Consider the following 25,538-nt stretch of genomic DNA (forward strand, 5'->3'; position numbering starts at 1 on the left):
TTCCGCTCAACCCTACGCTGAAAACCAACTAGATGGAAAGCGTTGGACCGAGGGCAATGTTCGCTCGGTGAAAGTCAAACATAGTGTTTCGCAATCGCAGCGAAAGTCCGCTCTGTGGCCAACTCTGGCAAGAGCTCTGGAAACTTGTCCTGACAATTGTATCCCTGTGTCCAGAAAGCCGCGTCTGGCTATACATGTCTGATGCTGTACCTGTGACTCAATCGCAACGAAACTTTTTCTTAGTCACAGTGCTTCCTTATTGCTTCCGGGGCGCACGCGCATTCAACCACACCCGAGAAGCTTGCGCACAACATTCTGATATTACTGAAAAAAGTGGTGAGCCGTGCAGGATTCGAACCTGCGACCCACTGATTAAAAGTCAGTTGCTCATTATTGACGTATGCGGTCGCTATCGAGCAAGACTTAACATAAATGATTATATTTATTGAATAATAAGACCGCACTGCCGATCATCACTTGTCAACGCCGAGCACTATAGGGCACAATTGTATCCGCAAATCTTCCGGAAAGTTCTGTATGCCAGCCAAAAACATCAAGACCAAACTCACCCAAGCTGTGGTGAACAACGCATTGCGCCGCCGCGACGAGGCGATGATTTATCGCGACACAGACGTGCCGGGCCTTTACCTGCGGGTCTCAGTCCGCAGTGCAACCTATTATCTCGACTACAAACCCACGGGTGTTCGGCCTGACGGTCGCCAGTTCGCCAGCAAGTCGGTCAAGATTGGAACCGTCCAATCACACAGTGTTTCGGAAGCCAGAGCGGAAGCGGCCAGACTGAAAGCTCAGGTGACCAGTGGCGGCGATCCGGCGGCCGACCGCAAAGCTGCAAAGATTGCCAAGGCGATTGATCTTGCACGGGCGACCACGATGCGGGAAGCAGCAGAGACCTACATCACAAACAACGTCAGAGGTAGCGACCGACACGTCACAACAGAAAGCGGCGCTTTGAAATTGAGTATTAAGGAGATGGACGTTGAGGCCATGACTCCGTCTGATGTCACCGTCCAGGATGTGATGCGGATGCTGGAACTTAATCATGGCCGCGCCTGCGCCGTTCACCGCTTCGGTGCGCTTAACCGCTTCTTCGACGATATGTTGGAACGTGACATGGTGTCTGCGAACCCTTGTGGGCGTGTCAGCAAGCGACATCGGCCAAAACCGCCCCAACCCCGCACCAGATACTACACCGCCTCTGAGGTTCGCGCTCTGTGGTTCTGTGATGGGCTCTCCGAAGTACAGCTGCGATTGCTGCGGGCGATGCTTTTGCTGCCGTTACGTTTCACAGAAGCATGTGAGCTTAAGGCAAGTGAGGTGGAGACCGACAAGGCAAGGTTGGTTCTGTCGGGCAAACGCACCAAGAACGGTGACCAATTCGCCTTGCCACTGTCAGATTGCGCGCTGGCTTTAGTAAAAATTGACGGCGACGATAGCGACCCCCGAGTCTTCCCTCTCGGCGTCCCCGGCAAAAAGTTCACGGGTTGGACGAGCCTTAAGAACAAGATACGTGCGGGGTCAGGAGTGAATGACTTCAACTTCCACGACCTTCGTCGCACGTTCACCACTGTACTGGCCGAAAATGGAATTGGTGATCCCACGGTTGCAGACGCATTGCTGAACCACCGGCAATCTGGCACACGCTCTGGTGTTATTGCCGCCTATAATCATTCCAACCTTTGGCCTCAGAAAACCAGAGTGATGACCTCATGGGCTGCACTGGTTCGCAATGCGGTGGAAACGGGAACGTGGACGCCCTGCAACGCCGTCATTCCACTCAGAAGCAGCAATAAAAAGTGACGTGAAGATCGGATCGTTCGGTTTGGCTCTGGGTAGGTATCTAGACGCTCTGAGAGGTGGGCAGTAGCTGTCATTGCTAGAACACTCAATCTTGCAGAACTGAAACCAATTGCGCGGTGATGGCAACGGGTAGCAGCGCTCAAGAAAAGCATGAGAAATCAATCACGGTTTTTTGCCGGTATGCCTTCACAGGCCGCTTGCGAAGATGTCTCCGGTGAAGCGGGTTTCGATGGTGGGGGTTTGTGTGCCGCCCGTCATCGCATGCAGGCGGCGGCCAACGTAGTCGGTGAGCTCACCGATGCTCAGCATGCCGTTGGCGTCGCTGTCACCGTCACGTAAGGCCTCCAGAACGGCCTCGGTGAAAGCGCCGTTTTCCCATTCCGAAGACTCACGGGAGACTTGTGTGGCGTCCGACGAGGCCAGAACGGTGACGTTGCGCCGCGCCAGTTGCCGCAAAACGTCGCGCGGTGTGCCGAGTGACAGATCGGTGCCGGTTGCCGCGCCCGAGCTGCAGGTATCGAGGAGGAGCAGCACCCGTCCAACCTTGGACAAGGCCGAGATCTTGGCCTGCAATTGCGTTCCCGAGATGCCAGTGTCGATAATATGATTCGGCGTCTCAATCTCGGCACCGTGGGGCAACAGGAAATACTCGCCTTCGACCACGACGCCGTGCCCGGAGAAGGCGATGACAGCGATATCATTGCCGTCCGGTGCCGATGCCATACGCCGTGCAATCGCATCAAGCTGGTTGAGAATTGTACGCCGTGTCGCCTCTTCATCGCGCAGTGTAACATGATGACCCTGGCGATAGGGCCAGTCGCTCTGGCTCTTGAGCGCGGCGGCAATATCCGCCGCGTCGTCATCAGCCCAGCTGAGGTTGATCTGCGTGGCTTTCGCACCATAATCTGCGATTCCGACCGAGAGCACGTGCAGCTGCGCACCCGGGGCCAGCCCGCCGGTGAGCTTGCGGAAATCCGCGATCCGCTTGGCCTGATTTGCCGCGTGCACCGCATCGGGCGTGCCGCCCAGCGGCAGGACACGCCGGATCACATCGGGCTCGAAACTATCGCGAATCTCACCGGCCTGCAGCACTTGCGGCACCTGGTCCCAGCCGCGATTGACCACCCAGCGCAGGGCATGGCGGGCCCACAGGGTCGAGGCATAGCGGCCTTCAGGCTCCCAGACGACCCAGTTCTCGCCATCGGGATAGGGGAAGAGCGCAAGCAGTTCGACCCCATCCTCCATCCGGTGCCATCGGATCGTTCCATCGCCATAAGCGGCAACCACAAAGCGGCCGTCGCCTGAGATGTTGACCGCCCAGACGGTACCAGGGACCGCGCGGGCCCAAAGTTCGGTGCCGTCCTGATCGAAGGCACGGAGCAACCAAGAGGTGCCAAGGACAAAACTCTCGCCATCCGGGTGAATGGCAAGGCTGCGGGAGGTCTCGTAGCGTTCAAGTGGCAAAACGGTGCCGTTCAGACTGGGAGCATAACTGTTCAACCAATTCTCAACGGGCAGGCTGTCTTGCTCCGGAGGAAGAACGCGTCCGTCCTGATCCGGGGGAAGCATCTTGAGAGCGGCGATGTCAAAACGGCGGCGGTCTGTCTGACCAAAGATATGCGGGCCGAATTCCACCACCATGCCATCCTCGGAGACGGCGAAGTTGCCCATCTGACCGCGTGGATCAATCTGGCGGGGCTTGACCTGCCAGCGCGCAGATCCATCCGCTGCAATCACACCGAGCCAGGGGTCTTGAGAGGCCGTCAGCACGGCGCCTTCGGGCAGGGGCTTGAGGCTCATGATCGTACCTTTCCCCGCATTCAGCACCCGGCGCGGCCCCATGCCGCCGTCGCCCCAGGTAACAATTGCCCCCCCGCTACCATTGTTATAGCGCCCGCCCGCATAAAGCGTGCTGCCATCCGCCGACCAGGTGACAAAGGCGATATTCCCACCGCTGAGACCGCTCGTCTCTAGCGCTGGGAGCACCGCCAGTGTGGTGCCATCATAGAACCGCAGCTCTGGTGTATCGTTGAACCCAACCGCGACACGGCCATCTACGGGATGAAACGCCAGGCCAAATGGGCGCGGCAGATTCGTCTTCATCGCCTGCAACAGCGTCCCATCCGCTGCGTACAACCGGAGCTTGCCGTCATAGCTGGTTGTGGCCACGCGACCACCCGGCCCGAAGGCCACGCCATGGCTTCGATCTCCATAGTCCTGATCGCTCCAGGCCAGGTCCCAGGTCCCGCCCACTGCCTTGTCGTAGACCCGAATGCCGTTTCCCCCTCCCAGCGATGCCGCCAATCGTTTGCCATTAGGCGAAAAGGCCAGGTGAAGGACCACCTGCGGCAACCCAACCAGCCGATGGATCATGGCGCCGTCCTTCCGGTTGAAGAGGTAAATGTGTTGGTCGCCGGTTCTCATCCACCCCCCGGCGGCGATGGTCTGCCCATCCGGGCTGAGCGCCACCGCATAGACCTTGCCCACTTGACCTGGACCGACAGGCATACGAATGACACGCTCCAGCGCGCCATCCTCTAGCGACCAGACCCGCACCGTCTTGTCATGCGATCCGGTCACCGCATATTGCCCCCCTGCATCCACATCGGCCCGAATGATTGGCGCCACATGATGCCCCGGATCCAGGACCAGCACCGGGCGGTTGTAAAGCCCCGCTCCCTCGGCAAGCACCCCCGACATAGGACAGAGGACGCAGAAGAGAGCCGTGAGACCGATCAGGGTTGAATGGAGCCAAAGGCGGGCCATTTCGTGTCCTCCAACGCATTGCGGATGTTTTCACGACGGGTGTCGTCCTGATCCTCTTTCTTACTCCAGATCGACACAGCTGCCTCAATCAAGCTGCCGATTGTGCCTCCAATGACATCACCAATACCGCCCTTGGTTCCGTCTTCGTCGGCCGGTAACAGCTTCTCTGCTTTAGCGCAGTAGACGCGCCGCGCGGTCGTCGCTTCAGCGATCCGCTCCACGACGGTCTGCATGGCCAGGTCTTCCTCATCCTCAATCAAGGCCACCTGCAGATTTACAACAAGCCCATTATGTGAGGCACGCGCCGCCTCATACTCCCGCTCGGCCGCGATCAAGGCCGCCGTGTCGTCCGCCGGGGTGAGCTGTTTAATCACACGTGTGCAGGCCTCTGCCGTGAGCCTTTCGCGGGTAAGCAACTCGGTCGCTTCGGGCCATGCCATCTCGTTTTCTGTCTGGGCATTGAGCGGCGTGCTTGCCAGTGCGAGGGCAAGAATGATTGCGATGCGATTCATATACGGTCCTTTCACATGCCGCTTGCGAAGATGTCTCCGGTGAAGCGAGTTTCGATGGTGGGGGTTTGAAGACCGCTCGTCATCGCATGCAGGCGGCGGCCAACATAGTCGGTGAGTTCACCGATGCTCAGCATACCATTTCCATCGTCGTCACCCTCCTGGAACGCTTCGAGCACGGCTTCGGTGAAAGCGCCGTTTTCCCATTCCGAAGACTCACGGGAGACTTGTGTGGCGTCCGACGAGGCCAGCACGGTGACGTTGCGCCGGGCCAACTTCTGCAATACGCCGTGCGGGGTGCCCAGTGACTGACCGGCGCCCGTAGCTGCGCCTGAGCTGCAGGTGTCGAGCAGGAGCAGCACCCGTCCAACCTTGGACAGGGTCATGATCTTGGTCTGAAGTTCCGTGCCCGAGATCGCGCTACGTGACAGCCGGTTTGGCGTGGCGATGTCAACGCCGTGGGGCAGGAGGTAATATTCCTCACCGATAACAACACCGTGGCCCGAGAAGGCAATGACGGCAATATCATTGCCGTCTGGTGCCGACGCCATGCGCCGTGCAATTGCATCAAGCTGATCCAGGATCGTGACGGCCGTTGCCTCTTCATCGCGCAGTGTCACCTGATGGCCTTGTCGATAGGGCCAGTCGCCTTGGCCCTTGAGGGCGGCGGCAATATCCGCCGCATCGTCATCGGCCCAGTTGAGGTTGATCTGCGTGGCTTTCTCTCCATAGTCCGCGATCCCGACCGAGAGCACATGCAGTTGTGCGCCCGGGGCAAACCCGCCGGTGAGCTTGCGGAAATCCTCGATCCGTTTGGCTTGATTTGCCGCGTGCACCGCATCGGGCGTGCCGCCCAGCGGCAGGACGCGCCGGATTACATCGGGCACGAAACTGTCTCTGATATCACCAGCCTCCAACACCTGAGGCACCTGATCCCAGCCGAGATTGACCACCCAGCGCAAAGCATGACGGGCCCGCAGGGTCGAGGCATAGCGGCCCTCAGGCTCCCAGACGACCCAGTTCTCGCCATCGGGATACGGGAAAAGCGCAAGCAGCTCGATCCCGTCCTCCATCCGGTGCCAGCGGATCGTTCCATCGCCATAAGCAGCAATGACAAAACGACCATCACCTGAGATGTTAACCGCCCAGGCGACGCTAGGGCCTGGGCGGGCCCAAAGTTCGGTACCGTCCTGATCGAACATGCGGAGAGTCCAATCGGCGCCAAGGACAAAGCGCGCGCCATCGGGATGGATGGCAAGGCTGCGGGAGAACTCGTAGGGCTCAAGCAGCAGGATGGCGCCGTTCAGACTGGGCGTACGTCTGTCCTCCCAATTCTCGACCAGCAGGCTGTCTTGATCCGGAGGGTGAACGCGCCCATCCTGATCCGGGGGAAGCATCTTGAGAGCGGCGATGTCAAAACGGCGGCGGTCTGTTTCGCCCCAATATTCCGGCCCAAATTCCACAACCATACCGTCCTCGGAGACCGCAAAGTTGCTCATCTGCCCACGCGGATCGAACGTTTCGGGAACCATTTGCCAGCGCATAGACCCATCCGCTGCGATCACGCCAAGCCATGGATCGGCCGAGGCCGCCAGAACGGCGCCATCGGGCATGGGCTTGAGGCTCATGACTGTATTGTCCCCAGCCGACAATACCTGGCGCGAACCCATGCCGCCATGGCCCCAGGCCAGGACAGGACTCCCGCCGCCATCATCATAGCGCCCGCCCGCATAAAGTGTGCTGCCATCCGCAGACCAAGAGACTTCCGAAATGTCCCCAAAGTCGAGGTCGCTTGTGTCTGGCGCAGGCAATTTCTCCAGTGTTTCACCATCATAGATTCGCAGCTCTGTTGAGCCGCTGAACCCAACCGCGATGCGGCCGTCCATCGGGTGAAACGCCAAGCTAAAGGGTTCGGGCAGATCCGCCTCGATCGAGTTCAACAGCGTCCCATCCGCCGTGTAGAGCCGGAGCTTGCCGTCATAGCTGGTTGTGGCCACGCGACCACCCGGCCCGAAGGCCACGCCATTGCTTCGATCTCCATAGTCCTGATCGCTCCAGGCCAGGTCCCAGGTCCCGTCCACTGCCTTGTCGTAGACCCGAATGCCGTTTCCCCCTCCCAGCGATGCCGCCAATCGTTTGCCATTAGGCGCAAAGGCTAGATGATTGATCACATTCGGCTGCCCATCCAGTCGTTGGATCATGGCGCCGTCTTTCCGGTTGAAGAGGTAGATGTGTTGGTCACCGGTTCTCATCCAACCCCCGGCCGCGATGGTCTGCCCATCCGGGCTGAGCGCAACGGCATAGACCTTGCCAACATCCCCCGGTCCGACCGGCATGCGAATGACCCGCTCCAGCGTGTCATCAACCAGCGACCAGACCCGCACCGTCTTGTCATACGATCCGGTCACCGCATAGCGCCCCGCCGCATCCACGTCCGCGCGTCTGATCGGCGCCACATGATGCCCCGGATCCAGGACCAGCACCGGGCGGTTGTAAAGCCCCGCCTCCTGCGCTAGTGCCCCTGATAGGGGGCTGAGGGAGACCACGAGAACAATGCAATGTATAAATTTGCGCATCTCAAAACTCGTCAAACGTAATAATAATGGCGATAGACTAGCATAAATGCGGTATGAACGCTATTCATTGCGCCCTTAAGCCGACATGACGGAGGCCATGAAACTGAACAACTGTTTCAAAGACTGAAGGTCTGTCGGCGCAGCTTTTATTTCTCGAAATGCCGGAAGTGTTGAACCGCGCTTTCCTAAACTCCGCGCTCAGTGTGGGTATGAATCATTATGGTACGAAAAAGTGTTACCAGGCCTCAATTGTCGACCTGCGCTCATAAGATCGCGTCTGTGGGAACGACTACCATTTTGAGGGTTTGTGGCTGCTGGATACGCGCCATTCAGTTGCGACTAGGCGGTCAGAAGCACTGGCGGCGCAAAACTCGCTGTGCGCTCGCTGAGAGGCCGGCAGCAGGTGTCATCGGGCTGTGCAGCGAGTTAGAGGCCCGAAGACTTCGTAGCCGCTGAGAGGCGCTTACATCGCCTCTCCCGGAGTGGCATTTGCGCTTACGTTGGAGTTTGCCGCCGGCCCTGCTGAACCATCTGGCACATCATTGCTCTTTCCAAGCCTATTCTCCTCGGGGTATTCACCCATGAACGACACATGCGTGAAACTGAGTGTTCCGCACTCAAGTTCAGGTAATCAAAAAAATTAAAAAAGTTCTTTCCTCGGGACGACCGGCTCTGCTCGGCTGTGCCAACCTGTGCTCATCACCAACTGACTGAGTATGAAAATGACCCGACCTGCCGACAAGACACCAGCAACTTGCACATGCGGGGCAGAGCTGCCCGAGTACGCGGATCGCCAGACCTTGGCCAGAATTGTGTCGTCGCGCTACTTCCCAGTAACTGCGCGTACGATCCGTACATGGCCATTGACGGTTTGGCGCCCCAACAAGAAGGCCGTACACAAAGTCGCGGAAGTCTTGGCGCACGCTGAGCAGAAGATGAGAGAAGCTCCTGTATCGCGCCAAGGGCGCTAAATACAGGGCGTCAAAAAAACGCACGAGAGGCCGTTCAGCTATGCGTTGGACGGCCTTTTCACGTCACACTAGGCATCGCCCAACTCGGCCACCAGTTCTTCCAATGACGTTTGCTGGAGCATCGCGTTGGGATTGCCCGAGACCAAGGTTTCAAGATCATATCGCGTCAGTTCCGTCAGTTGGCGTTCTTTCGGGGCCTGAACTGATTCTGGGCGCTTGGGCGCGACCCAGCCCAGCCGGTCGAGGACGTCACGGGCAGCCTGCAGTCTGACTGACGCTGGGGCGGTTTCTGACATCATAACATCGCGCAAGACGCCCACGGCACTGGGGCCAAGGGCTTTGATCTGATCGTCCATGGCCGCGCGGATCATTTCCACAACGCCCACGTCGCGCAGCCATCTATAGCCCATGCTATGAGCCGACGACTTGGGAACACCGGCCATCAGCGCGGCTTGGGTGGCATTGCCACTTTGGACATATGCTTGTGCAAACGCCTGCCTCTTACCCCAATCAACTTTTGCCACGTTAGCCCCTATTCCTTGTTCTCACGTGGACTAAGCCTAAACCACCTAGTCGGCATGTTCGTCCCAGACTTGGTCTTCAATCCTCAACCTCGATCATAGTCTAGGGCGCTTCGCGTAGCTCCAACGGAGCGGAGCGCCCGTTCGGCTCCACGTCGCATATTGATGATGGCCAAGCCTTTGCCCCAGTCACCCATTTGAATATCGTAGTACCGTTGAAACCAGAGGCTACATGGCCGCGCATTCTACGCCGCTCCCTATTGTGACGGTCGAGTCGTGTAACCCTACTACCAAAGGCAGATGTGTGGACGCGCAAGTTGAGCCTTGCAAACGCATCGACATGGAAGGTGTGGCTTTCGCGGTTCAACCTTATTAAATCAACATATAGTGCATTGATAACCTTGACGTACTAAAAATGAGTAGTTACGCCTGACGTCGGCGTCGAGGACGCAAGACGGACGAACGACTTAGTTGAGGACGACTTGAGGCCGAAGCTGCGATGTAGCGCCTGCGGCGCTACGCAGCAGACGATGACCTATGATTGAATAGGTCATCGGTAAGCCGACGTCAGGCGTTTACAGAAATTTTTTAAATTCCTCCCCTTGTGAGACTGTGCGCCTTGGCACCCATGGTGTCCGATGCTTCCACCGTTGCCTACTCTGCTGTAGCAATCTCTGATTGCCCGTAGTCTGAAAAACCTGCCGCTCATCGTCCTCGCGTCGGGGAGGTAGACTATTCTGCGGGAGTCCCTTGGGCGGGGCGACCACCCCCCCCCCCGGGGGGGCATTAGAGAAATGCACCTTTTGACGCTGTCACTGGCATCAGGTCATCGCCAGCAGCAGTATGCTCCAAGTACCGCAACACATTGCTATCGCTTATCTCACATTACGAGGCTGAGCATTCATCCGGAAATACTCCGTAAAACCTCACTTTCCGCGCAGTCGTGCAGAATTTGCGCGGGTTAATCTGATGTTTTAATTGAAAAAAGTGGTGAGCCGTGCAGGATTCGAACCTGCGACCCACTGATTAAAAGTCAGTTGCTCTACCAACTGAGCTAACGGCCCACTCTTTTGTTGGATCTCTTCGACCCGCAGCGCTCTCTAGACCAAATTCCCGACTGGGTTCAAGGCCCTTTTCTGCGCCTCGTTTCGCCTTAGCCCGAAAGTTTCCGGCGACCCGATAGGCGGCCTAATTAGGGAGAGCCGCCGAAGGGGTCAACCCCTTTTTTGAGGAATCTTCGGGACAGGGTGGATTCATTCGAAGCGCGGCGCTATATGCCCGCCATGCAACGCTTTCGCGAAACCGGTTTGCCCTTCATGAAGATGCATGGGCTGGGCAATGACTTTGTCATTGTCGATGCACGCGCGCAATCCGTCGATGTCACGCCGGCTCTGGCGCAGGCAATTGGGCATCGGCAATTCGGGGTTGGGTTCGATCAGCTGGCGATCATCACGAACGGTGACGCTGATGCGCATCTGGTGTTCTATAATTCTGACGGTTCAACCTCTGCCGCCTGTGGAAATGCAACACGCTGCATTGCCCGTCATCTGATGGATGAGGCAGGTAAGTCCAGCCTCACGCTGTCGACGGAACGCGGCATCCTGTTTGCCGAAGACGCCGGAGAGGGGCTGACGTCCGTCAACATGGGCCAGCCTCAGCTTGTTTGGCGGGAAATCCCACTGGCCGAAGACGTGGAAACGCTGGAACTGCCAATCGAAGGCGCTCCTACGGCAACCGGGATGGGAAACCCGCACTGCACATTTTTTGTCGAAGACGCCGAATCGGTCCCGCTGGAGCAGTTTGGCGCGCGCTATGAATATCATCCGCTGTATCCCGAACGTACCAACGTGCAGGTGGCGCAGATCATCGGCCCGGACCACATCCGTATGCGTGTCTGGGAGCGCGGCGTGGGCGTTACCCTTGCCTCAGGGTCTTCATCCTGCGCGACGGCGGTTGCAGCGGCCCGGCGCGGCCTGACGGGGCGCAAAGTTCAGATCGAACTTGATGGCGGGACGATCTGGATCGACTGGCGCGAGGACGGTGTCTGGATGACCGGCCCGACATGTCATGTGTTCAGCGGAACTCTGACACCTGAATTTCTGGGGGCAGGGGAATGAAGCCTCCGAAATTCACCACGCTTGGATGTCGCCTGAACGCTTATGAGACCGAGGCGATGAAGGAACTGTCGCAACAGGCGGGTCTTAGCGATGCGGTGATCGTAAACACCTGCGCGGTGACGTCCGAAGCGGTCCGTAAGGCCCGCCAGGAAATCCGCAAGCTTCGGCGTGAGAATCCGGACGCGCGCCTGATCGTCACCGGTTGCGCGGCGCAAACCGAACCCGAGACCTTTGCGCAAATGGACGAGGTGGACGCGGTCATCGGCAATTCCGAGAAGATGCGACCCGAGACGTGGAAAGGCATGGCCGCAGATTTCATAGGTGAGACCGAGGCGGTGCAAGTTGACGATATCATGTCCGTCACCGAAACCGCAGGTCATCTGATCGACGGCTTCGGCACTCGCTCGCGCGCCTATGTTCAGGTTCAGAACGGATGTGATCACCGCTGTACCTTCTGCATCATTCCTTATGGCCGTGGGAACTCTCGCAGTGTTCCGGCAGGGATCGTCGTGGATCAGATCAAACGCCTTGTGGAAAAAGGGTATAACGAGGTTGTGCTGACCGGGGTTGACCTGACCTCGTGGGGGGCCGACCTGCCTGCGCAGCCCAAACTTGGCGATCTGGTTATGCGAATTTTGAAACTGGTTCCGGACCTGCCGCGTCTGCGCATCAGCTCGATCGATTCGATCGAAGTGGATGAGAACCTGATGCGGGCGATTGCCACCGAACCCCGCCTGATGCCACATCTGCACCTGTCGCTGCAGCATGGCGACGATCTGATCCTGAAACGGATGAAGCGCCGCCACCTGCGCGACGACGCGATCCGCTTTACAGAAGAGGCGCGCAAGCTGCGCCCCGATATGACTTTTGGGGCCGACATCATCGCAGGCTTCCCGACGGAATCCGATGCGCATTTCGAAAATTCCCTCAAGCTTGTCACCGACTGCGATCTGACCTGGCTGCATGTGTTTCCCTATTCCAAACGCGAAGGCACGCCTGCTGCACGCATTCCCCAGCAAGTGAACGGCAATATCATCAAGGAACGCGCTGCCAGGCTGCGGGACGCGGGTGCAGCGCAGGTTGAGAGGCATTTGGCGGCACAGGTTGGCAGAACCCACAGCATCCTGATGGAAAACCCGCATATGGGCCGGACAGAGCAGTTTACCGAAGTGGAATTCAACAATCCCCGGGTCGAAGGTTCAGTGATTTCGGCAACTATAACAGGTGTGTCTGGCGAGCGCCTGTGCGGAGAATAAGCACTCTGTACCACCGGAATTCCACTGACCCGGACCATCCGCCAGATTTATTGCTCTGCCTCAAACATTGACTCGGAAACTCTGCGCGCCTTACGATTTCAGACGTTTTTCCGAGTGAGGTAGTTATGAAACCAAGTAAATTTGCGCTCGTCGCGATACTTTGCGTCTTTTCCAGTACAGCGTTTGCAGAAGGGCTTCCGGCAGGTGTCTGGAAGACAAAAGTAAGCTCCAAGAACCCGTTCACACTGACGATGAACGTCACAAATGGTCAGGTCACGATTCCGGATGGCAAGGTGGGAACCAGCACGGCCACCAAGGTTTCCACGCTCAAATCGACTGCCTCGTCGATGGTGGTCAAAATCGAATTCACCGGGGGAAATTGTGGCAAGAACTCACACGGCACCCTCAACCTCGACAAAAACAATAAGGGCAAGTGGCGCGGTAAATGGAAAGGGTTGTGCGCAAGTCGCGGCGTGAACTTCAACGCCAGCGCAAATGCCAAGCCGCCCGCAGGAAGCTGAGCCCAAAAACAAAGGCTCCGCAGACCAGCTGCGGAGCCTCCAATTCCAAGCGTTTGGCCGCTTAGCTTAGCTTCTTGCCCTTGACGGGTGCCCACAGGCGCTTGTTGGTCAGGTACAGCAGTACAGACAGCCCGATCAGGAACAGCACACCAACAAATCCGGCATTCTTGCGAGCCATCATTTTGGGTTCTGCGGTCCACATCAGAAAGGCCGCGACATCCTCGGACATCGCTTCGACGGTGTTTTCATGACCATCGGCAAACTCGACCTGCTCGTCCGACAGCGGCGGTGCCATCGAAATCCAGCCGCCGGGGAAGGCGGTGTTTTCGTACAGGATGGTGCCTGCTTCTTCCTTTTCCTCGCCGGTATAGCCGTCCAGCAGCGAGGCGATGTATTCCGCACCGCCCATGCCCTTGAACAGCTGGTTGATCCCCAGACCGTAAGGGCCGTGGAACCCGGCGCGGGCCTTGGCCATCAGGCTTAGGTCGGGTGCGCCAACACCATCGTTGACCGGGAAGTGATCGGTTGGCAGTGCCGGACGGAAATCGTCAAGCTCGGGGTCGAACACCTCAAAGTTCTGGGCCGCATAGGCGCGGACCGCTTCTTCGCTCAGGCCAACGCCGTCCTCATCGGACAGCGTGCGCAAGGGCACATAGCGCAGGCCGTGGCAGGCCGCGCAGACCTCGGTATAGATCTGCAGGCCGCGTTGCAGCTGATGCTGATCGTAGGTGCCGAACGGACCTTCGAACGAGAACGCAAAGTCCTCGATGTGCTGCTCACCGCCACCTGCCGCAAAGGTCGAGGCGGGCGCAAGGGCCAGAGCTGCAGCAGCGCCGATTGCAAGTTTCTTGAACATGATTTCCAGTCCCTCTTACTCGGCGGGCGTGGCGTCGGCGTCAGCCTTGCCATAGTGCGCGTTGAAGTCTTCTTCGATGGTGTCCGGCTGCGCCTCGGGCTTCTCGATCACACCCAGGATCGGCAGGATCACGAAGAAGTAGGCGAACCAGTAGGCGGACGCGATCAGCGAGAAGGTCGCATAGGGCTCCTCGGCGGGCATCGCACCCAGCCACATCAGGGCGAAGAAGTCGATGACCAGCAGGTAGAACCACCACTTGAACATCGGACGGTATTTGCCCGAACGTACGCTCGATGTGTCCAGCCAGGGCGCCAGCGCCATCGCGAGGATCGCACCGAACATCGCAATCACACCAAAGAACTTGGCGTCGATGATGCCACCGGTGATGAAGCTTGCGAACTGAACGACCCAGACTTCACCGGTAAAGGCGCGCAGGATCGCGTAGAACGGCAGGAAGTACCATTCAGGCACGATGTGTGCAGGCGTAACCAGCGGGTTGGCTTCGATATAGTTGTCAGGGTGGCCCAGGTAGTTCGGCATGTAACCGACGATGGCCCAGAAGATCACCAGAACAATCGCCAGTGCGAACAGGTCCTTGATCACGAAATACGGCCAGAACGGCAGCGTATCCTTCTCGGCCTCGGCCTTGGATCCGCGGCGAACCTCAACACCCGTGGGGTTGTTGTTGCCGGTGGTGTGGAAGGCCCAGATATGCACCACAACCAGTGCCGCGATAACGAACGGCAGCAGGTAATGCAGCGAGAAGAAGCGGTTCAGCGTGGCGTTGTCCACCGCCGGTCCGCCCAGCAGCCAGGTCTGGATCGCGTCACCCACAAACGGGATCGCGCCAAACAGGCCGGTGATCACGGTCGCACCCCAGAAGGACATCTGACCCCAGGGCAGAACATAGCCCATGAACGCAGTGCCCATCATGCAGAGGTAGATCAGCATCCCGATGATCCATGTCACCTCACGCGGCGCCTTGTAGGATCCATAGAAAAGGCCGCGGAAGATGTGAATGTAGACCGCAACAAAGAACAGCGACGCGCCGTTCATGTGCAGATAGCGCAGCATATAGCCGCCATTCACGTTGCGCATGATGTGCTCGACGCTGGCAAAGGCCAGATCGACATGCGGGGTGTAGTGCATCACCAGAACGATGCCGGTGACGATTTGCAACGCAAGGCAGAATGCCAGAACGATGCCCCAGATCCACCACCAGTTCAGGTTCTTGGGGGTGGGAATCATGAGGGTGTCATACAAAAGGCCTACGATGGGCAGGCGGCTGTTCAGCCACTTTTCGCCATTCGTCTTCGGCTCATAATGATCGTGCGGAATACCGGACATAGGCGCGTCTCCTTATCCCAGCTTGATGGTGGTTTCGTCGACGAACTCGGCGACAGGCACATGCAGGTTCTCGGGCGCGGGGCCCTTGCGGATACGTCCGGACGTATCATAGTGCGAACCGTGGCAGGGACAGAACCAGCCGTGATAATCACCGGCGCCGTCACCCAGAGGCACACAGCCAAGGTGCGTACACACACCCATCATCACCAGCCACTCACCCGCTTCGTCCATCGAACGGTTCTCGTCGGCCGCATCCAGACCGGGCTTGTTGGCGTTGCGGTCGTCCTGGTCAGGCAGTTCCGAGATTTCGACGGCGCGTGCTTCGTCAATCTCTTCCTGCGTCCGGCGACGGATGAAAACCGGTTTACCCAGCCATTTCACGGTGATCTGGGTTCCGATCTCGACACCGCTCACATCCACGCGGATTGAGGACAGCGCCTGAACGTCAGCCGAAGGGTTCATTTGGTTGACCAGAGGCCAGACAACGGCCCCCGTGGCTACGACACCTGCGCCGCCAGCGACGTAGTAGAGGAAATCTCTGCGGGTGCCTTCGTGGTCTTCTGCGTGGGACACGAGGTTTTCTCCGAATTCCAGCGCCCGGGCTTAACGGGCAAACATGCATCAGTACCGCATCAAAGCGGCATCTCATCGCGGCTATCTATCCGGGAGAAAACGGTTCGTCCAGCGGTCATAGGCGCGCACTACGCCGCATCTGGTCTTTCATGTCGCAACGCGGACACATAATTTCAAGAATATCCCCTAAAAACACGCGGACTAACGCCTGTTTCAGTGCGACATGAAAACCCTGTCCCGGCGTTTCCGGCTGATTCGTTTGCCCGAGGCCAGATTGGGACCGGCCATCTAAAATTTTGTCCTTGTCAGTTGCAGTTTTCACTCTGGAAAAACCGCCTGATCCTGACGCATTCTCCACGTACCCAAGATGCTAGATAAAGTGTTATTTTAAATAGATATTTTCGCAGGCGCAGTTTGCCAAATTCCCTGTTGCACTTTTAGCGTGAAACCCCATAACGCGAATCGCGCGAACGCCAGTTGGGGACACCAAAATGATTACAAAAACTCTAACCGCAATTTTGCTCGTGCTGACAAGCGGCGCACCGGCTCTGGCTGCTGGTGACCCTGCAAAAGGTGAAAAACTGTATAACCGGTGCTCGTCCTGCCATGCGATCATCAAGGATGGCGAAGTTCTGGTGAAAGGCGGAATTACCGGGCCGAATCTGTATGGCGTCATCGGTCGCGTTGCCGGAGCCGAGCCCGATTACCGCTATGGCAGTGAGCGTTTGCCAGTGGGTATGTTTACCGACGACATGATCCGCGCAGGCGAACAGGGCCTTGTCTGGACCGAGGAAAACATTGCGACCTACGCCAAGGATCCGATCGGTTTCATCCGTGAATATCTGGACGACGACACCGCCCGCCCGAACATGAGCGTCAAGCTGAAGAAAGGCGCCGAGGATATCTCGGCATATATCGCGACATTCAGCAGTCACTGACAATCAGGAACTTGCGTGCTTCTGTTTCACTCCCGTGTTTGGCTTGTCCAAACTGGAACGTTTGTGGGGGGAGAGTTAGCGGTATAGCAGCCGCTTATGAATTGACCGGCGAGTGCCGAGGAGGGGTCGCCGGTCATTGTTGTGTGTCGCCATCGGTATCACAGCATAGATTTGTTCAAAACAGTCTCTAATAAGGGGATTCAATCACCACATCCCCAATGGGAATGCTCAGGCCAATCGACGAGATACCTGCCCAGACCATTACGCTGTTCTCTGGGACATGCGCTCAGCCGTCCCCGATATTCGTCATTGGGCAACCCATTGAAACAGGCTTGCTTCATGAAGGTTTCATGATCCCGTTGCGGCAGGGGTTGCACCTGTCGCAGCATTCGGGAAAGTTGAGCCATGGAAAATGCATCCTTCCCAAGTTGGCCCGATGTCGCCCCGCGTCTGATCGCCGTCGCAGCAGGACGTGAGCCTGCGGATCTGGTGATCCGCAATGGAATTTGGATCAATGTCCATTCCAGAGAGGCACTTACCGGGTATTCCGTCGCAATAGCCGAGGGGCGGGTGGCTTTTGTCGGCCCGGACGCCTCGCACTGCACAGGGTCGGAAACCCGGATCATCGAGGCGAACGGGCGGTATATGATACCCGGTCTGTGTGACGCGCATATGCACATCGAATCCGGGATGCTGACACCGGCGGAATTCGCCAGAGCCGTTATCCCGCATGGCACAACGTCGATGTTCACTGACCCCCACGAGATTGCCAACGTTCTGGGCCTTGATGGCGTTCGGATGATGCATGACGAGGCGCTGATGCAACCGGTGAACATCTTTACCCAGATGCCTTCGTGTGCACCATCCGCGCCCGGGCTGGAGACAACCGGGTACGAGATCACGCCCGAAGATGTTGCCGAAGCGATGACATGGCCCGGCATTATCGGCCTGGGCGAGATGATGAATTTTCCCGGCGTCTCCAACGCAGACCCCAAGATGCTGGCCGAGATTGCCGCGACACAACGCGCTGGCAAGACTGTTGGTGGCCATTATGCCTCGCCCGATCTGGGGCCGAATTTTGCCGCATATGTCGCGGGTGGCCCGGCCGATGATCACGAGGGGACCTGCGAAGCCGACGCAATCGCGCGTGTACGTCAGGGGATGCGGTCGATGATGCGACTGGGCTCGGCCTGGTATGACGTCGAAAGCCAGATTACGGCGGTGACGCAAAAGGGGTTGGACCCGCGCAACTTCATCCTGTGCACGGATGATTGCCATTCGGGCACTCTGGTCAATGAGGGCCATATGAACCGCGTCGTGCGCCACGCTATTGCCTGTGGATGCGATCCGCTGGTGGCGCTGCAGATGGCGACGATCAATACCGCAACCCATTTCGGGCTGGAACGCGAGATCGGCTCGATCACGCCGGGGCGGCGGGCGGATATCATCCTAAGTTCCGATTTGCGCGAACTGCCTGTCGAATTGGTGATCGCACGCGGGCAGGTTGTCGCGGAAAACGGCTCTATTACGGTGGATTGTCCGCATCTTGACTGGCCGGACTCGGCGCGGAACACAGTTCACCTTGGGCATACATTGCGAGCCGAAGACTTTGAAATCCAAGCATCAGAAGGTGCCAACAGGGTCCGGGCCAATGTTATCGGTGTCGTGGAAAATCAGGCCCCGACCAAAGCGCTGAAGAAGGAACTGCCGGTGATTGGTGGTCTGGTTGAAGGCGAGGGCGACACCTGCCAGATCGCGCTGGTGGAACGTCACCGCGCCACTGGCGGGGTAACCAATGCCTTCGTGTCAGGCTTTGGGTATCAGGGCCGAATGGCCATGGCCTCGACCGTGGCGCATGACAGCCACCACATGATCGTCGTCGGCACGGATCGCGAACAAATGGCACTGGCCGCCAACCGGCTGGCCGAGGTCGGTGGCGGCATCACCATTTTCCGGGACGGCAAGGAACTGGCGCTTGTGGAACTGCCGATCGCCGGATTGATGTCTGACAGCCCCGCAACCGAAGTCGCGGCCAAAGCGCAGGCGATGGTTGACGCAATGCAGGCGTGTGGTTGTGACCTGAACAATGCGTATATGCAGCATTCCCTGCTGGCCCTGGTCGTGATTCCGGAACTCAGAATTTCCGACCTTGGGCTGGTGGATGTGCGCACCTTCGAAAAGATCGACCTTTTGGAACCGCTTGCATGACAACAATAAGAACACCGGAAACCGCTGACGCCGAAAGCTTTACCGACCCCGTTGCTGCAGTCGCGCGTCTGGAGGAATTGTATGAAAGAGCTATCAGCTTTTTATGCGACGGGTTTTCCGAAGCGATCGAAAACGGAGCACCAGTTGGGCGGTACAGAGCCTACTACCCGGAAATTCGCATAAAAACGCTGTCCTATGCGCAAGTCGACAGTCGACTGAGCTTTGGTCATGTCTCGGAACCCGGCACGCATGCCACAACAGTAACGCGGCCAGATTTGTTTCGGTCCTATCTGACTCAGCAGATTGCATTGTTGATAAAGAACCACGACCAACCGGTCGTGATCGGTCCCTCAAAGACACCAATTCCTGTGCATTTCGCCGTTGCAAACAACCCCGATCTGGTGGTGCCGCATCAGGGGGCCGCAGGGTTTACCCTGCGCGATGTTTTTGACGTGCCCGATCTGACCACAACAAATGACGACATCGTCAACGGCGTCCACGAACCGGACAACGGTGTCGGGCCGCTGGCATTGTTCACTGCCCAGCGCATCGATTATTCTCTGGCGCGTCTTGCGCATTATACGGCTACGGACGCGCATCATTTCCAGAATCACGTTCTGTTCACCAACTATCAGTTCTATGTTTCAGAGTTCGAGAGCTACGCCAGATCGCAACTCGCTGATCCGGCCAGCGGCTACACCAGTTTTGTCTCGACCGGTAATATTGAGATCACCGATGCCGACACCCCGGTCGAGCTTCCGCTGAAACTGCCCCAGATGCCCACCTATCACCTCAAGCGTGAGGATGGGTCAGGGATCACTCTGGTCAATATCGGTGTCGGTCCGTCAAACGCCAAAACCGCAACCGATCATATTGCCGTTCTGCGCCCACATGCCTGGCTGATGGTCGGGCACTGTGCCGGGCTGCGCAATACGCAGGCCCTTGGGGATTTTGTTCTGGCCCATGCCTATCTTCGCGAAGACAAGGTGCTGGATGATGATTTGCCGGTTTGGGTGCCCATTCCGCCTTTGGCGGAAATCCAGATCGCGCTTGAACAGGCGGTGGCTGAGGTTACCGAGCTGGAAGGGTATGAGCTGAAGCGGATCATGCGAACCGGAACCGTGGCCTCTGTCGACAACCGGAACTGGGAACTGCGTGAACATACCGGACCGGTTCAACGGCTCAGCCAGTCGCGCGCAATTGCGCTGGACATGGAAAGCGCGACCATCGCCGCAAACGGCTACCGATTCAGGGTGCCCTACGGCACATTGCTTTGCGTTTCGGACAAGCCCCTGCACGGCGAATTAAAGCTTCCGGGCATGGCATCCGCCTTTTATAACACGCAGGTAAGCCGTCATCTGGCCATCGGAATTCGTGCGATGGAGCGGCTGCGCGGTATGCCTCTGGAGCGTTTACACAGCCGGAAATTGCGTTCTTTTGACGAAACGGCCTTCCTCTGAAGCAAAAAAGCAACGAAATCCCCATATTTTTGGGGTTTTCTACGCTACTATTCGTTGTGTTCCACCACAATATCCCGTTAGAGTTACGCGGTGAGGCCCTATGGATCGGGCACTGTAAGGAGACCAAGAAATGGCAAAGCCTATGACCAAAACTCAGCTGGTTACTGCTCTCGCTGAGGAAATGGGAACTGACAAGAAATCCGCAAACGCCGCGCTGGAAGCAATCACCGGCCTGATCACCCGCGAAGTATCCGCTGGTGGCGCCGTGACCCTGCCCGGTGTTGGCAAGATCTATTGCCGTGAGCGCCCCGAGCGCCAGGTGCGCAACCCGGCCACCGGCGAGACCTTTACCAAAGAAGCCGACAAAGTGGTGAAGATGACCATCGCCAAGGCTCTGAAAGACAGCGTGAACGGCTGATTCAAGCTCAAAGACGCCAGATCAAGGGTCGCCTACGGGCGGCCCTTTTTCTTTGTCACACAGCGAACCGGTTGTCTGAAAGTAATCACAAGGCCCATGACAATTTTATCCGAACGCAGCGCCCGCGTCGGATACAGTCAGGCCTTGATAACCGACTTGGAAAATGGAGTGGTGGCATGAACCGATTCACAGGTGGCTGCGTTTGCGGCAATGTGCGCTTTACTGCGTCGGGAAACCCGGACCGGGTTGGAATCTGCCATTGCCTGGATTGCCGCAAACACCACGGTGCTTTGTTTTACGCGGCTGCGATATACCCGATTGGCGCAGTCGAAGTCGAAGGTGAGACCAGTGATTACCTCGGGCGGCACTTTTGCCCGCATTGCGGCTCATCTGTTTTTGCCCGCAGTGGTGATGAGATCGAACTGCATCTCGGCTCTCTCGATGCACCCAGCCAACTAAAGCCCGAATACGAATGCTGGAGCGTCCGTCGCGAGGATTGGTTGCCCCCGTTTCCAGACATGAAACGCTTTGAACGTGATCGGGACGATGCTGATCGCCCCAACCGATAATCCTTTGCCCGGGAATTAGGATCACCCGTGTCATCGGGTGCTTGCGGCCAGCCCTGAAATAAGGAACAGTTCCGGCGTTCAGAGGGGGGAGCGTTGTGGATATCCGTGCCATAGCCATGGGGCTGGCCTTTGCCTTTATCTGGTCTTCTGCATTCACGTCGGCACGGATCATCGTGGTCGACGCCTCACCTCTGTTTTCCCTTGCCGTGCGATTTCTGATCTCCGGTATCCTGGGTGTCGCGATTGCAAGGGCGATGGGGCAAAGCTGGCATATGACACGTTCCCAATGGCGCGCGACAATACTGTTCGGAATTTGCCAGAATGCCCTTTATCTGGGTCTGAATTTCTACGCCATGCAGACGATCGAAGCCTCAGTTGCGGCGATCATTGCCTCGACAATGCCCTTGCTCGTCGCGCTGGCGAGCTGGTTGTTCTTCAAAGAAAATCTGCGCCCGCTTGGCGTGATCGGCCTGTTTGCCGGATTTGCAGGTGTCGCCCTGATCATGAGCAGCCGGATCGGCGCCGGAATAGACATGTTTGGCGTCACCTTGTGCTGCATAGGTGCGTTGGCGCTGACCTTTGCAACCCTGGCCGTGCGCGGAGCCACATCCGGCGGGAACTTCATGATGGTCGTTGGACTGCAGATGTTTGTCGGCTCTGCCGTGCTGTTCGTGGCCGCCCCGTTTTTTGAGACAATTTTCGTACACCCAACCGTGCCGCTGGCACTGGCCTTCGTGTATACGACACTGTTTCCGGGTTTGGTCGCAACTCTGATCTGGTTCCTCCTGCTGAACCGGATTGGCGCCGTTCGCGCCGCAACCTTTCACTTTCTCAACCCCGTATTCGGAGTCACAATTGCCGCGATATTACTGGGTGAGAAACTGGGGCCACTGGATGCAGTCGGGGTGGCGGTGACGACTTTGGGCATTCTGGCGGTTCAGCTGTCCCGGCAACCGGCTGTCAAAACGGCCTGAATTGCGCACGACTGCGCGAGGGGCGTGAAACATGCCTTTGCTTTCCACGCCTGAACCCCATTTACTGCGACAGAACCTGAAAGACGGAGGAGCAATGACCCGATACACCAAAGACCCCGACGCCATCGCTGCCCTCTCGGCCGAGGAATATCACGTCACGCAACGCAGCGGCACCGAACGCCCCGGTACGGGTAAATATCTGAGTAACAAGGAACCGGGCATTTACGTGGACATCGTCTCGGGCGAGCCCCTGTTTGCCTCAAGCCACAAATACGAATCCGGTTGCGGCTGGCCAAGTTTTACCAAGCCGATCATCCACGAGCATGTGCAGGAGTTCGAGGATCGCACTTTGGGCATGATCCGGACTGAGGTACGGTCAAAACACGGCGACAGCCATCTGGGCCATGTGTTTCCGGACGGTCCACGGGAACATGGTGGGCTGCGCTATTGCATAAATTCTGCCGCCCTTCGGTTCATTCACCGTGACGACATGGAAACCGAAGGATATGCAGAATATCTGATCCACGTGGAGGACATCACATGAGCGAACAACGCGCCGTTCTCGCCGGAGGCTGCTTCTGGGGTATGCAGGACTTGATCCGCAAACTGCCGGGGGTTACCCGCACGCGTGTCGGCTATACCGGCGGCGACGTGCCAAACGCGACCTACCGCAACCACGGCACACACGCCGAAGGGATCGAGATCTGGTTTAACCCCGCGCAAACCTCTTATCGTGAGTTGCTAGAGTTCTTCTTTCAGATCCACGACCCGACGACGGTGAACCGTCAGGGCAACGATGTCGGAATGAGCTACCGGTCAGCCATCTATTTCGTCGATGACGCACAGAAACAAACGGCTTTGGACACGATTGCCGATGTGGATGCCAGCGGCTTGTGGCCGGGCAAGGTTGTGACGGAAATTGAACCGGTCGGTGACTTTTGGGAAGCCGAACCGGAACATCAGGATTATCTGGTGCGTATTCCAAACGGCTACACCTGCCATTTCCCACGTCAGGACTGGGTGCTGCCGAAACGCACGGATGCGGCGGAATAAGTCAGATCGGGCAATGCCCCTTCTCGGCGGAAGGGGCATTTAGCCGATAGCGACCCGAGGCCGTCCGCTTGCCTCGACGGTCAGGGTGCCCTCTACAAAAACGTCGCGCCCCTCGACGCTGACCGTGCGGATATCCCGATCCACCAGAACCCTGATATCCTCGGCGCCTGCATCTCGCGCAGCACCCTCTGCTTCTGTGCGCAAAACAGTCTCTAACAAGGCCAAAGCTTCGTCGGTCTCGCCAAAATCCTGCGGTCCGCTTTCCAGATGAACCCTGTAGCGGCCTTCCGAGGGCGAGGTGACGGTTCCGGCGCGCTTGAACGTGACACGGCCAACAACAGCGCCGATCGCATTCGCTACGCCCGCATGTTTCGGCAGGATCATGTCACAGTGCAGTCGCTCGCCAACGGCCGGGTAATAGCTGGGTGCCGAGGCACCCAATCCAACCACGGCGACATTCAATCCCGCATCCAATGCCAACAACCCGCGATGTCTGGCCAGCCCCCTGTGCGTCAGAACATGCCGCGCTAGGTCCTGTGGTGGTATGCCGAACTCCTCGCGTTCCTCTGCGAAAGCAGTCTCTAACAAGGTCAATGCGGTCTGTTCCGTTAGTTGATCGACGATCATTTGCGCCAGAACGTCTGGTGACTTTGCCAGCAGATCGCCTGACCCAACACGCTTGCGCGCAAAAAGCTCCAACGCCTTTCGCGCCGCGTCCCGGTCCCACTCATTCAAGCGGCCAAGCACATGACTTGCATCCGATGGCGTAACGCCCGAAATCTGAATGACGCCCCGATCCACGAGGCGCGTCAGCGCCCCGTGCTCCATTCGGGTACGCAGCAGCGCGCTCAGTGGCAGAACCTGATCGCCCAGACGCTGCAACAGGGCGTCCTCACGCTGGCCGACACCATCCGCGCGAATTCCCGGCACACGCCGCGCAAATCGCGTATCGTGTTCGCCAACCGTCGTTGCCCGCAATTGCTCGTCCAATACGGCGTGCACAACATCGGGTGCTTCCATCGCGATCAGTGAAACGGGCAGGACCCGGCGCGGACCCAGAAAAACACCGCCCGATAGGCCTTGGGTGACTACGTGCACCTGGCTGTCCCCTCCCAGCCCGTGCGTGCGCATTGCCACCGCTTCGACCATGGTTCGAAACCCGCCAACCTGAGCCCCTGCTGGGTCGATGGCGGGTTTGCCATCCCTGATCAGCGCCACATCCGTAGTCGTGCCGCCAATATCGGACACCAGTGCATTTTCAGCACCGGTCAACCATCGCGCGCCTACAATTGACGCGGCAGGACCGCTGAGAATGGTCTCAATCGGGCGTTCCCGTGCCTGCTCAGCACTCATCAGAGCCCCGTCGCCCCGCACGACCATCATGGGCGCATCAATTCCAAGGGTGCGTAATGTGTCCTGCGCGCGACCGATCAACCCATCAATCATACCGATCAGGCGGGCGTTCAATACTGCCGTAACCGCCCGCTTGGGGCCGTTAAGCTTGGCTGATAGTTGGTGCGAACACGTCACCGGTGCGCCGGTACGTTCCATGATGATCTTAGCGGCTTGCAATTCTTGCGCCGGATTACGGGTCGCAAACTGGGCTGCGATAGCGAACCCCGAAATACCGTCGTGGGTATCCAGAAACTTTTCCAGCGCCGCGATATCAAGGGGGGCAACCTCCCCCCCGGCATGGTTATGCCCGCCAGAGATCACCACAGCCGGATCGCCCTTCAGAGCGTCTTTCAGCCCGTGCTTATCCAGATCGGCTTCGCGAAAGCCAATGTAGATCAGGGCAACGCGCCCGCCTTGACCTTCGACCAATGCGTTGGTGGCCAACGTCGTAGACAACGATGCCAGCGAAATCTGGTCGGGCCGAACCGAGGCCTCGGTCATCACTGCAGAAATCGCCTTGCCCACACCAATTGCCAGATCCGCCCGGGTGGTGAGGGACTTGGCCGAGGCGATAACCTCTTTCTCGTCCCGGATCAGCACCGCATCCGTGTAGGTTCCGCCCGTATCAACACCCAAAGCCAAAGCCATCGGCGCCCTCCATCTGTTCGCTGAGAGAGAGGTGTAGCGGCTGA

Annotated in this window: 21 protein-coding genes and 1 tRNA gene; 12 read left to right on the plus strand and 10 right to left on the minus strand. The window is 58.0% G+C overall.

What is annotated here, in order from left to right; genetic code table 11:
- Nucleotides 1-537: 537 nt before the first annotated feature.
- Nucleotides 538-1,818, plus strand: a complete 1,281-nt coding sequence (locus tag ACR0NW_RS19365) for a tyrosine-type recombinase/integrase (RefSeq protein WP_480452498.1) — start codon at nucleotides 538-540, stop codon at nucleotides 1,816-1,818.
- Between the two features lie 186 nt (nucleotides 1,819-2,004).
- On the opposite strand, the gene ACR0NW_RS19370 is transcribed toward ACR0NW_RS19365, so the two are convergent.
- The 5 genes from ACR0NW_RS19370 to ACR0NW_RS19390 form a co-directional block, all read right to left on the minus strand.
- Complete coding sequence (locus ACR0NW_RS19370; protein ID WP_480452496.1) at nucleotides 2,005-4,584, minus strand: caspase family protein; 2,580 nt, start codon at nucleotides 4,582-4,584, stop codon at nucleotides 2,005-2,007.
- Nucleotides 4,554-5,096, minus strand: a complete 543-nt coding sequence (locus ACR0NW_RS19375; RefSeq protein WP_480452495.1) for a hypothetical protein — start codon at nucleotides 5,094-5,096, stop codon at nucleotides 4,554-4,556. The genes ACR0NW_RS19370 and ACR0NW_RS19375 overlap by 31 nt, the downstream gene beginning before the upstream one ends.
- 11 nt (nucleotides 5,097-5,107) lie before the next feature.
- Nucleotides 5,108-7,669: a caspase family protein gene (locus tag ACR0NW_RS19380; RefSeq protein ID WP_480452494.1), complete on the minus strand. Its 2,562-nt coding sequence runs from the start codon at nucleotides 7,667-7,669 to the stop codon at nucleotides 5,108-5,110.
- A gap of 1,039 nt (nucleotides 7,670-8,708) precedes the next feature.
- Nucleotides 8,709-9,164 (minus strand): terminase small subunit, encoded by a 456-nt coding sequence (locus tag ACR0NW_RS19385; protein WP_480452492.1) that lies wholly within the window; start codon nucleotides 9,162-9,164, stop codon nucleotides 8,709-8,711.
- A 985-nt stretch (nucleotides 9,165-10,149) separates the two neighbouring features.
- Nucleotides 10,150-10,225 (minus strand) — tRNA-Lys (locus ACR0NW_RS19390).
- 210 nt (nucleotides 10,226-10,435) lie between these two features.
- On the opposite strand from ACR0NW_RS19390, the gene dapF reads away from it, so the two are divergent.
- The 3 genes from dapF to ACR0NW_RS19405 all read left to right on the plus strand — a co-directional run bounded on the left by dapF (nucleotide 10,436) and on the right by ACR0NW_RS19405 (nucleotide 13,055).
- Nucleotides 10,436-11,278: a diaminopimelate epimerase gene (gene dapF, locus ACR0NW_RS19395; protein WP_480452623.1), complete on the plus strand. Its 843-nt coding sequence runs from the start codon at nucleotides 10,436-10,438 to the stop codon at nucleotides 11,276-11,278.
- Nucleotides 11,275-12,534 carry a tRNA (N(6)-L-threonylcarbamoyladenosine(37)-C(2))-methylthiotransferase MtaB gene (mtaB, locus tag ACR0NW_RS19400; protein WP_480452491.1) on the plus strand — a complete coding sequence of 420 codons (1,260 nt, stop codon included), beginning with the start codon at nucleotides 11,275-11,277 and terminating at the stop codon, nucleotides 12,532-12,534. Before dapF ends, mtaB begins: the two co-directional genes overlap by 4 nt.
- A 125-nt stretch (nucleotides 12,535-12,659) precedes the next feature.
- Nucleotides 12,660-13,055, plus strand: coding sequence for a hypothetical protein (locus ACR0NW_RS19405; protein WP_480452489.1), 396 nt, complete (start codon nucleotides 12,660-12,662; stop codon nucleotides 13,053-13,055).
- Between the two features lie 61 nt (nucleotides 13,056-13,116).
- Here ACR0NW_RS19405 and ACR0NW_RS19410 read toward each other — a convergent pair whose 3' ends face one another.
- Genes ACR0NW_RS19410 through petA form a run of 3 tightly spaced genes read right to left on the minus strand, consistent with a single transcriptional unit; the run spans nucleotide 13,117 to nucleotide 15,831 of the window.
- Nucleotides 13,117-13,911, minus strand: a complete 795-nt coding sequence (locus ACR0NW_RS19410) for a cytochrome c1 (RefSeq protein WP_170655003.1) — start codon at nucleotides 13,909-13,911, stop codon at nucleotides 13,117-13,119.
- A gap of 15 nt (nucleotides 13,912-13,926) precedes the next feature.
- The gene (gene petB / locus ACR0NW_RS19415) at nucleotides 13,927-15,258 is read right to left on the minus strand and encodes a cytochrome b (protein WP_170655000.1); all 1,332 of its coding nucleotides are present in this window, start codon (nucleotides 15,256-15,258) and stop codon (nucleotides 13,927-13,929) included.
- Between the two features lie 12 nt (nucleotides 15,259-15,270).
- On the minus strand, nucleotides 15,271-15,831 hold the full coding sequence (gene petA / locus ACR0NW_RS19420) for a ubiquinol-cytochrome c reductase iron-sulfur subunit (RefSeq protein WP_170654997.1): 561 nt from the start codon (nucleotides 15,829-15,831) through the stop codon (nucleotides 15,271-15,273).
- Between the two features lie 491 nt (nucleotides 15,832-16,322).
- Between petA and ACR0NW_RS19425 the strand changes: the two genes are divergently transcribed.
- On the plus strand, nucleotides 16,323-16,769 hold the full coding sequence (locus ACR0NW_RS19425; protein WP_170654994.1) for a cytochrome c family protein: 447 nt from the start codon (nucleotides 16,323-16,325) through the stop codon (nucleotides 16,767-16,769).
- 200 nt (nucleotides 16,770-16,969) lie between these two features.
- On the opposite strand, the gene ACR0NW_RS19430 is transcribed toward ACR0NW_RS19425, so the two are convergent.
- A complete protein-coding gene (locus ACR0NW_RS19430; RefSeq protein WP_480452487.1) occupies nucleotides 16,970-17,176 on the minus strand; it encodes a hypothetical protein in 207 nt (68 codons plus the stop codon).
- Here ACR0NW_RS19430 and ade point away from each other — a divergent pair.
- From ade to msrA, 7 genes are all read left to right on the plus strand, one after another.
- Nucleotides 17,175-18,977 (plus strand): adenine deaminase, encoded by a 1,803-nt coding sequence (gene ade, locus ACR0NW_RS19435; RefSeq protein ID WP_480452485.1) that lies wholly within the window; start codon nucleotides 17,175-17,177, stop codon nucleotides 18,975-18,977. The two genes, ACR0NW_RS19430 and ade, sit on opposite strands and share 2 nt — an antisense overlap.
- Nucleotides 18,974-20,437 carry an AMP nucleosidase gene (locus ACR0NW_RS19440; protein ID WP_170654985.1) on the plus strand — a complete coding sequence of 488 codons (1,464 nt, stop codon included), beginning with the start codon at nucleotides 18,974-18,976 and terminating at the stop codon, nucleotides 20,435-20,437. Before ade ends, ACR0NW_RS19440 begins: the two co-directional genes overlap by 4 nt.
- Nucleotides 20,438-20,567: 130 nt before the next feature.
- Nucleotides 20,568-20,855 (plus strand): HU family DNA-binding protein, encoded by a 288-nt coding sequence (locus ACR0NW_RS19445; RefSeq protein ID WP_170654983.1) that lies wholly within the window; start codon nucleotides 20,568-20,570, stop codon nucleotides 20,853-20,855.
- 176 nt (nucleotides 20,856-21,031) lie between these two features.
- Entirely contained in the window at nucleotides 21,032-21,424 is a 393-nt protein-coding gene (locus tag ACR0NW_RS19450) for a GFA family protein (RefSeq protein WP_480452483.1), read from the plus strand.
- A 95-nt stretch (nucleotides 21,425-21,519) separates the two neighbouring features.
- Entirely contained in the window at nucleotides 21,520-22,398 is an 879-nt protein-coding gene (locus tag ACR0NW_RS19455) for a DMT family transporter (protein ID WP_170654977.1), read from the plus strand.
- Between the two features lie 94 nt (nucleotides 22,399-22,492).
- Entirely contained in the window at nucleotides 22,493-22,942 is a 450-nt protein-coding gene (gene msrB / locus ACR0NW_RS19460; RefSeq protein WP_170654974.1) for a peptide-methionine (R)-S-oxide reductase MsrB, read from the plus strand.
- A complete protein-coding gene (gene msrA, locus ACR0NW_RS19465) occupies nucleotides 22,939-23,451 on the plus strand; it encodes a peptide-methionine (S)-S-oxide reductase MsrA (RefSeq protein WP_480452481.1) in 513 nt (170 codons plus the stop codon). Before msrB ends, msrA begins: the two co-directional genes overlap by 4 nt.
- 39 nt (nucleotides 23,452-23,490) lie before the next feature.
- Here the strand turns inward: msrA and ACR0NW_RS19470 are convergent, their stop codons facing one another.
- Nucleotides 23,491-25,494: a hydantoinase/oxoprolinase family protein gene (locus ACR0NW_RS19470; protein ID WP_480452479.1), complete on the minus strand. Its 2,004-nt coding sequence runs from the start codon at nucleotides 25,492-25,494 to the stop codon at nucleotides 23,491-23,493.
- Nucleotides 25,495-25,538 lie beyond the last annotated feature (44 nt).

This window comes from Ruegeria sp. CF5, from assembly GCF_056537325.1.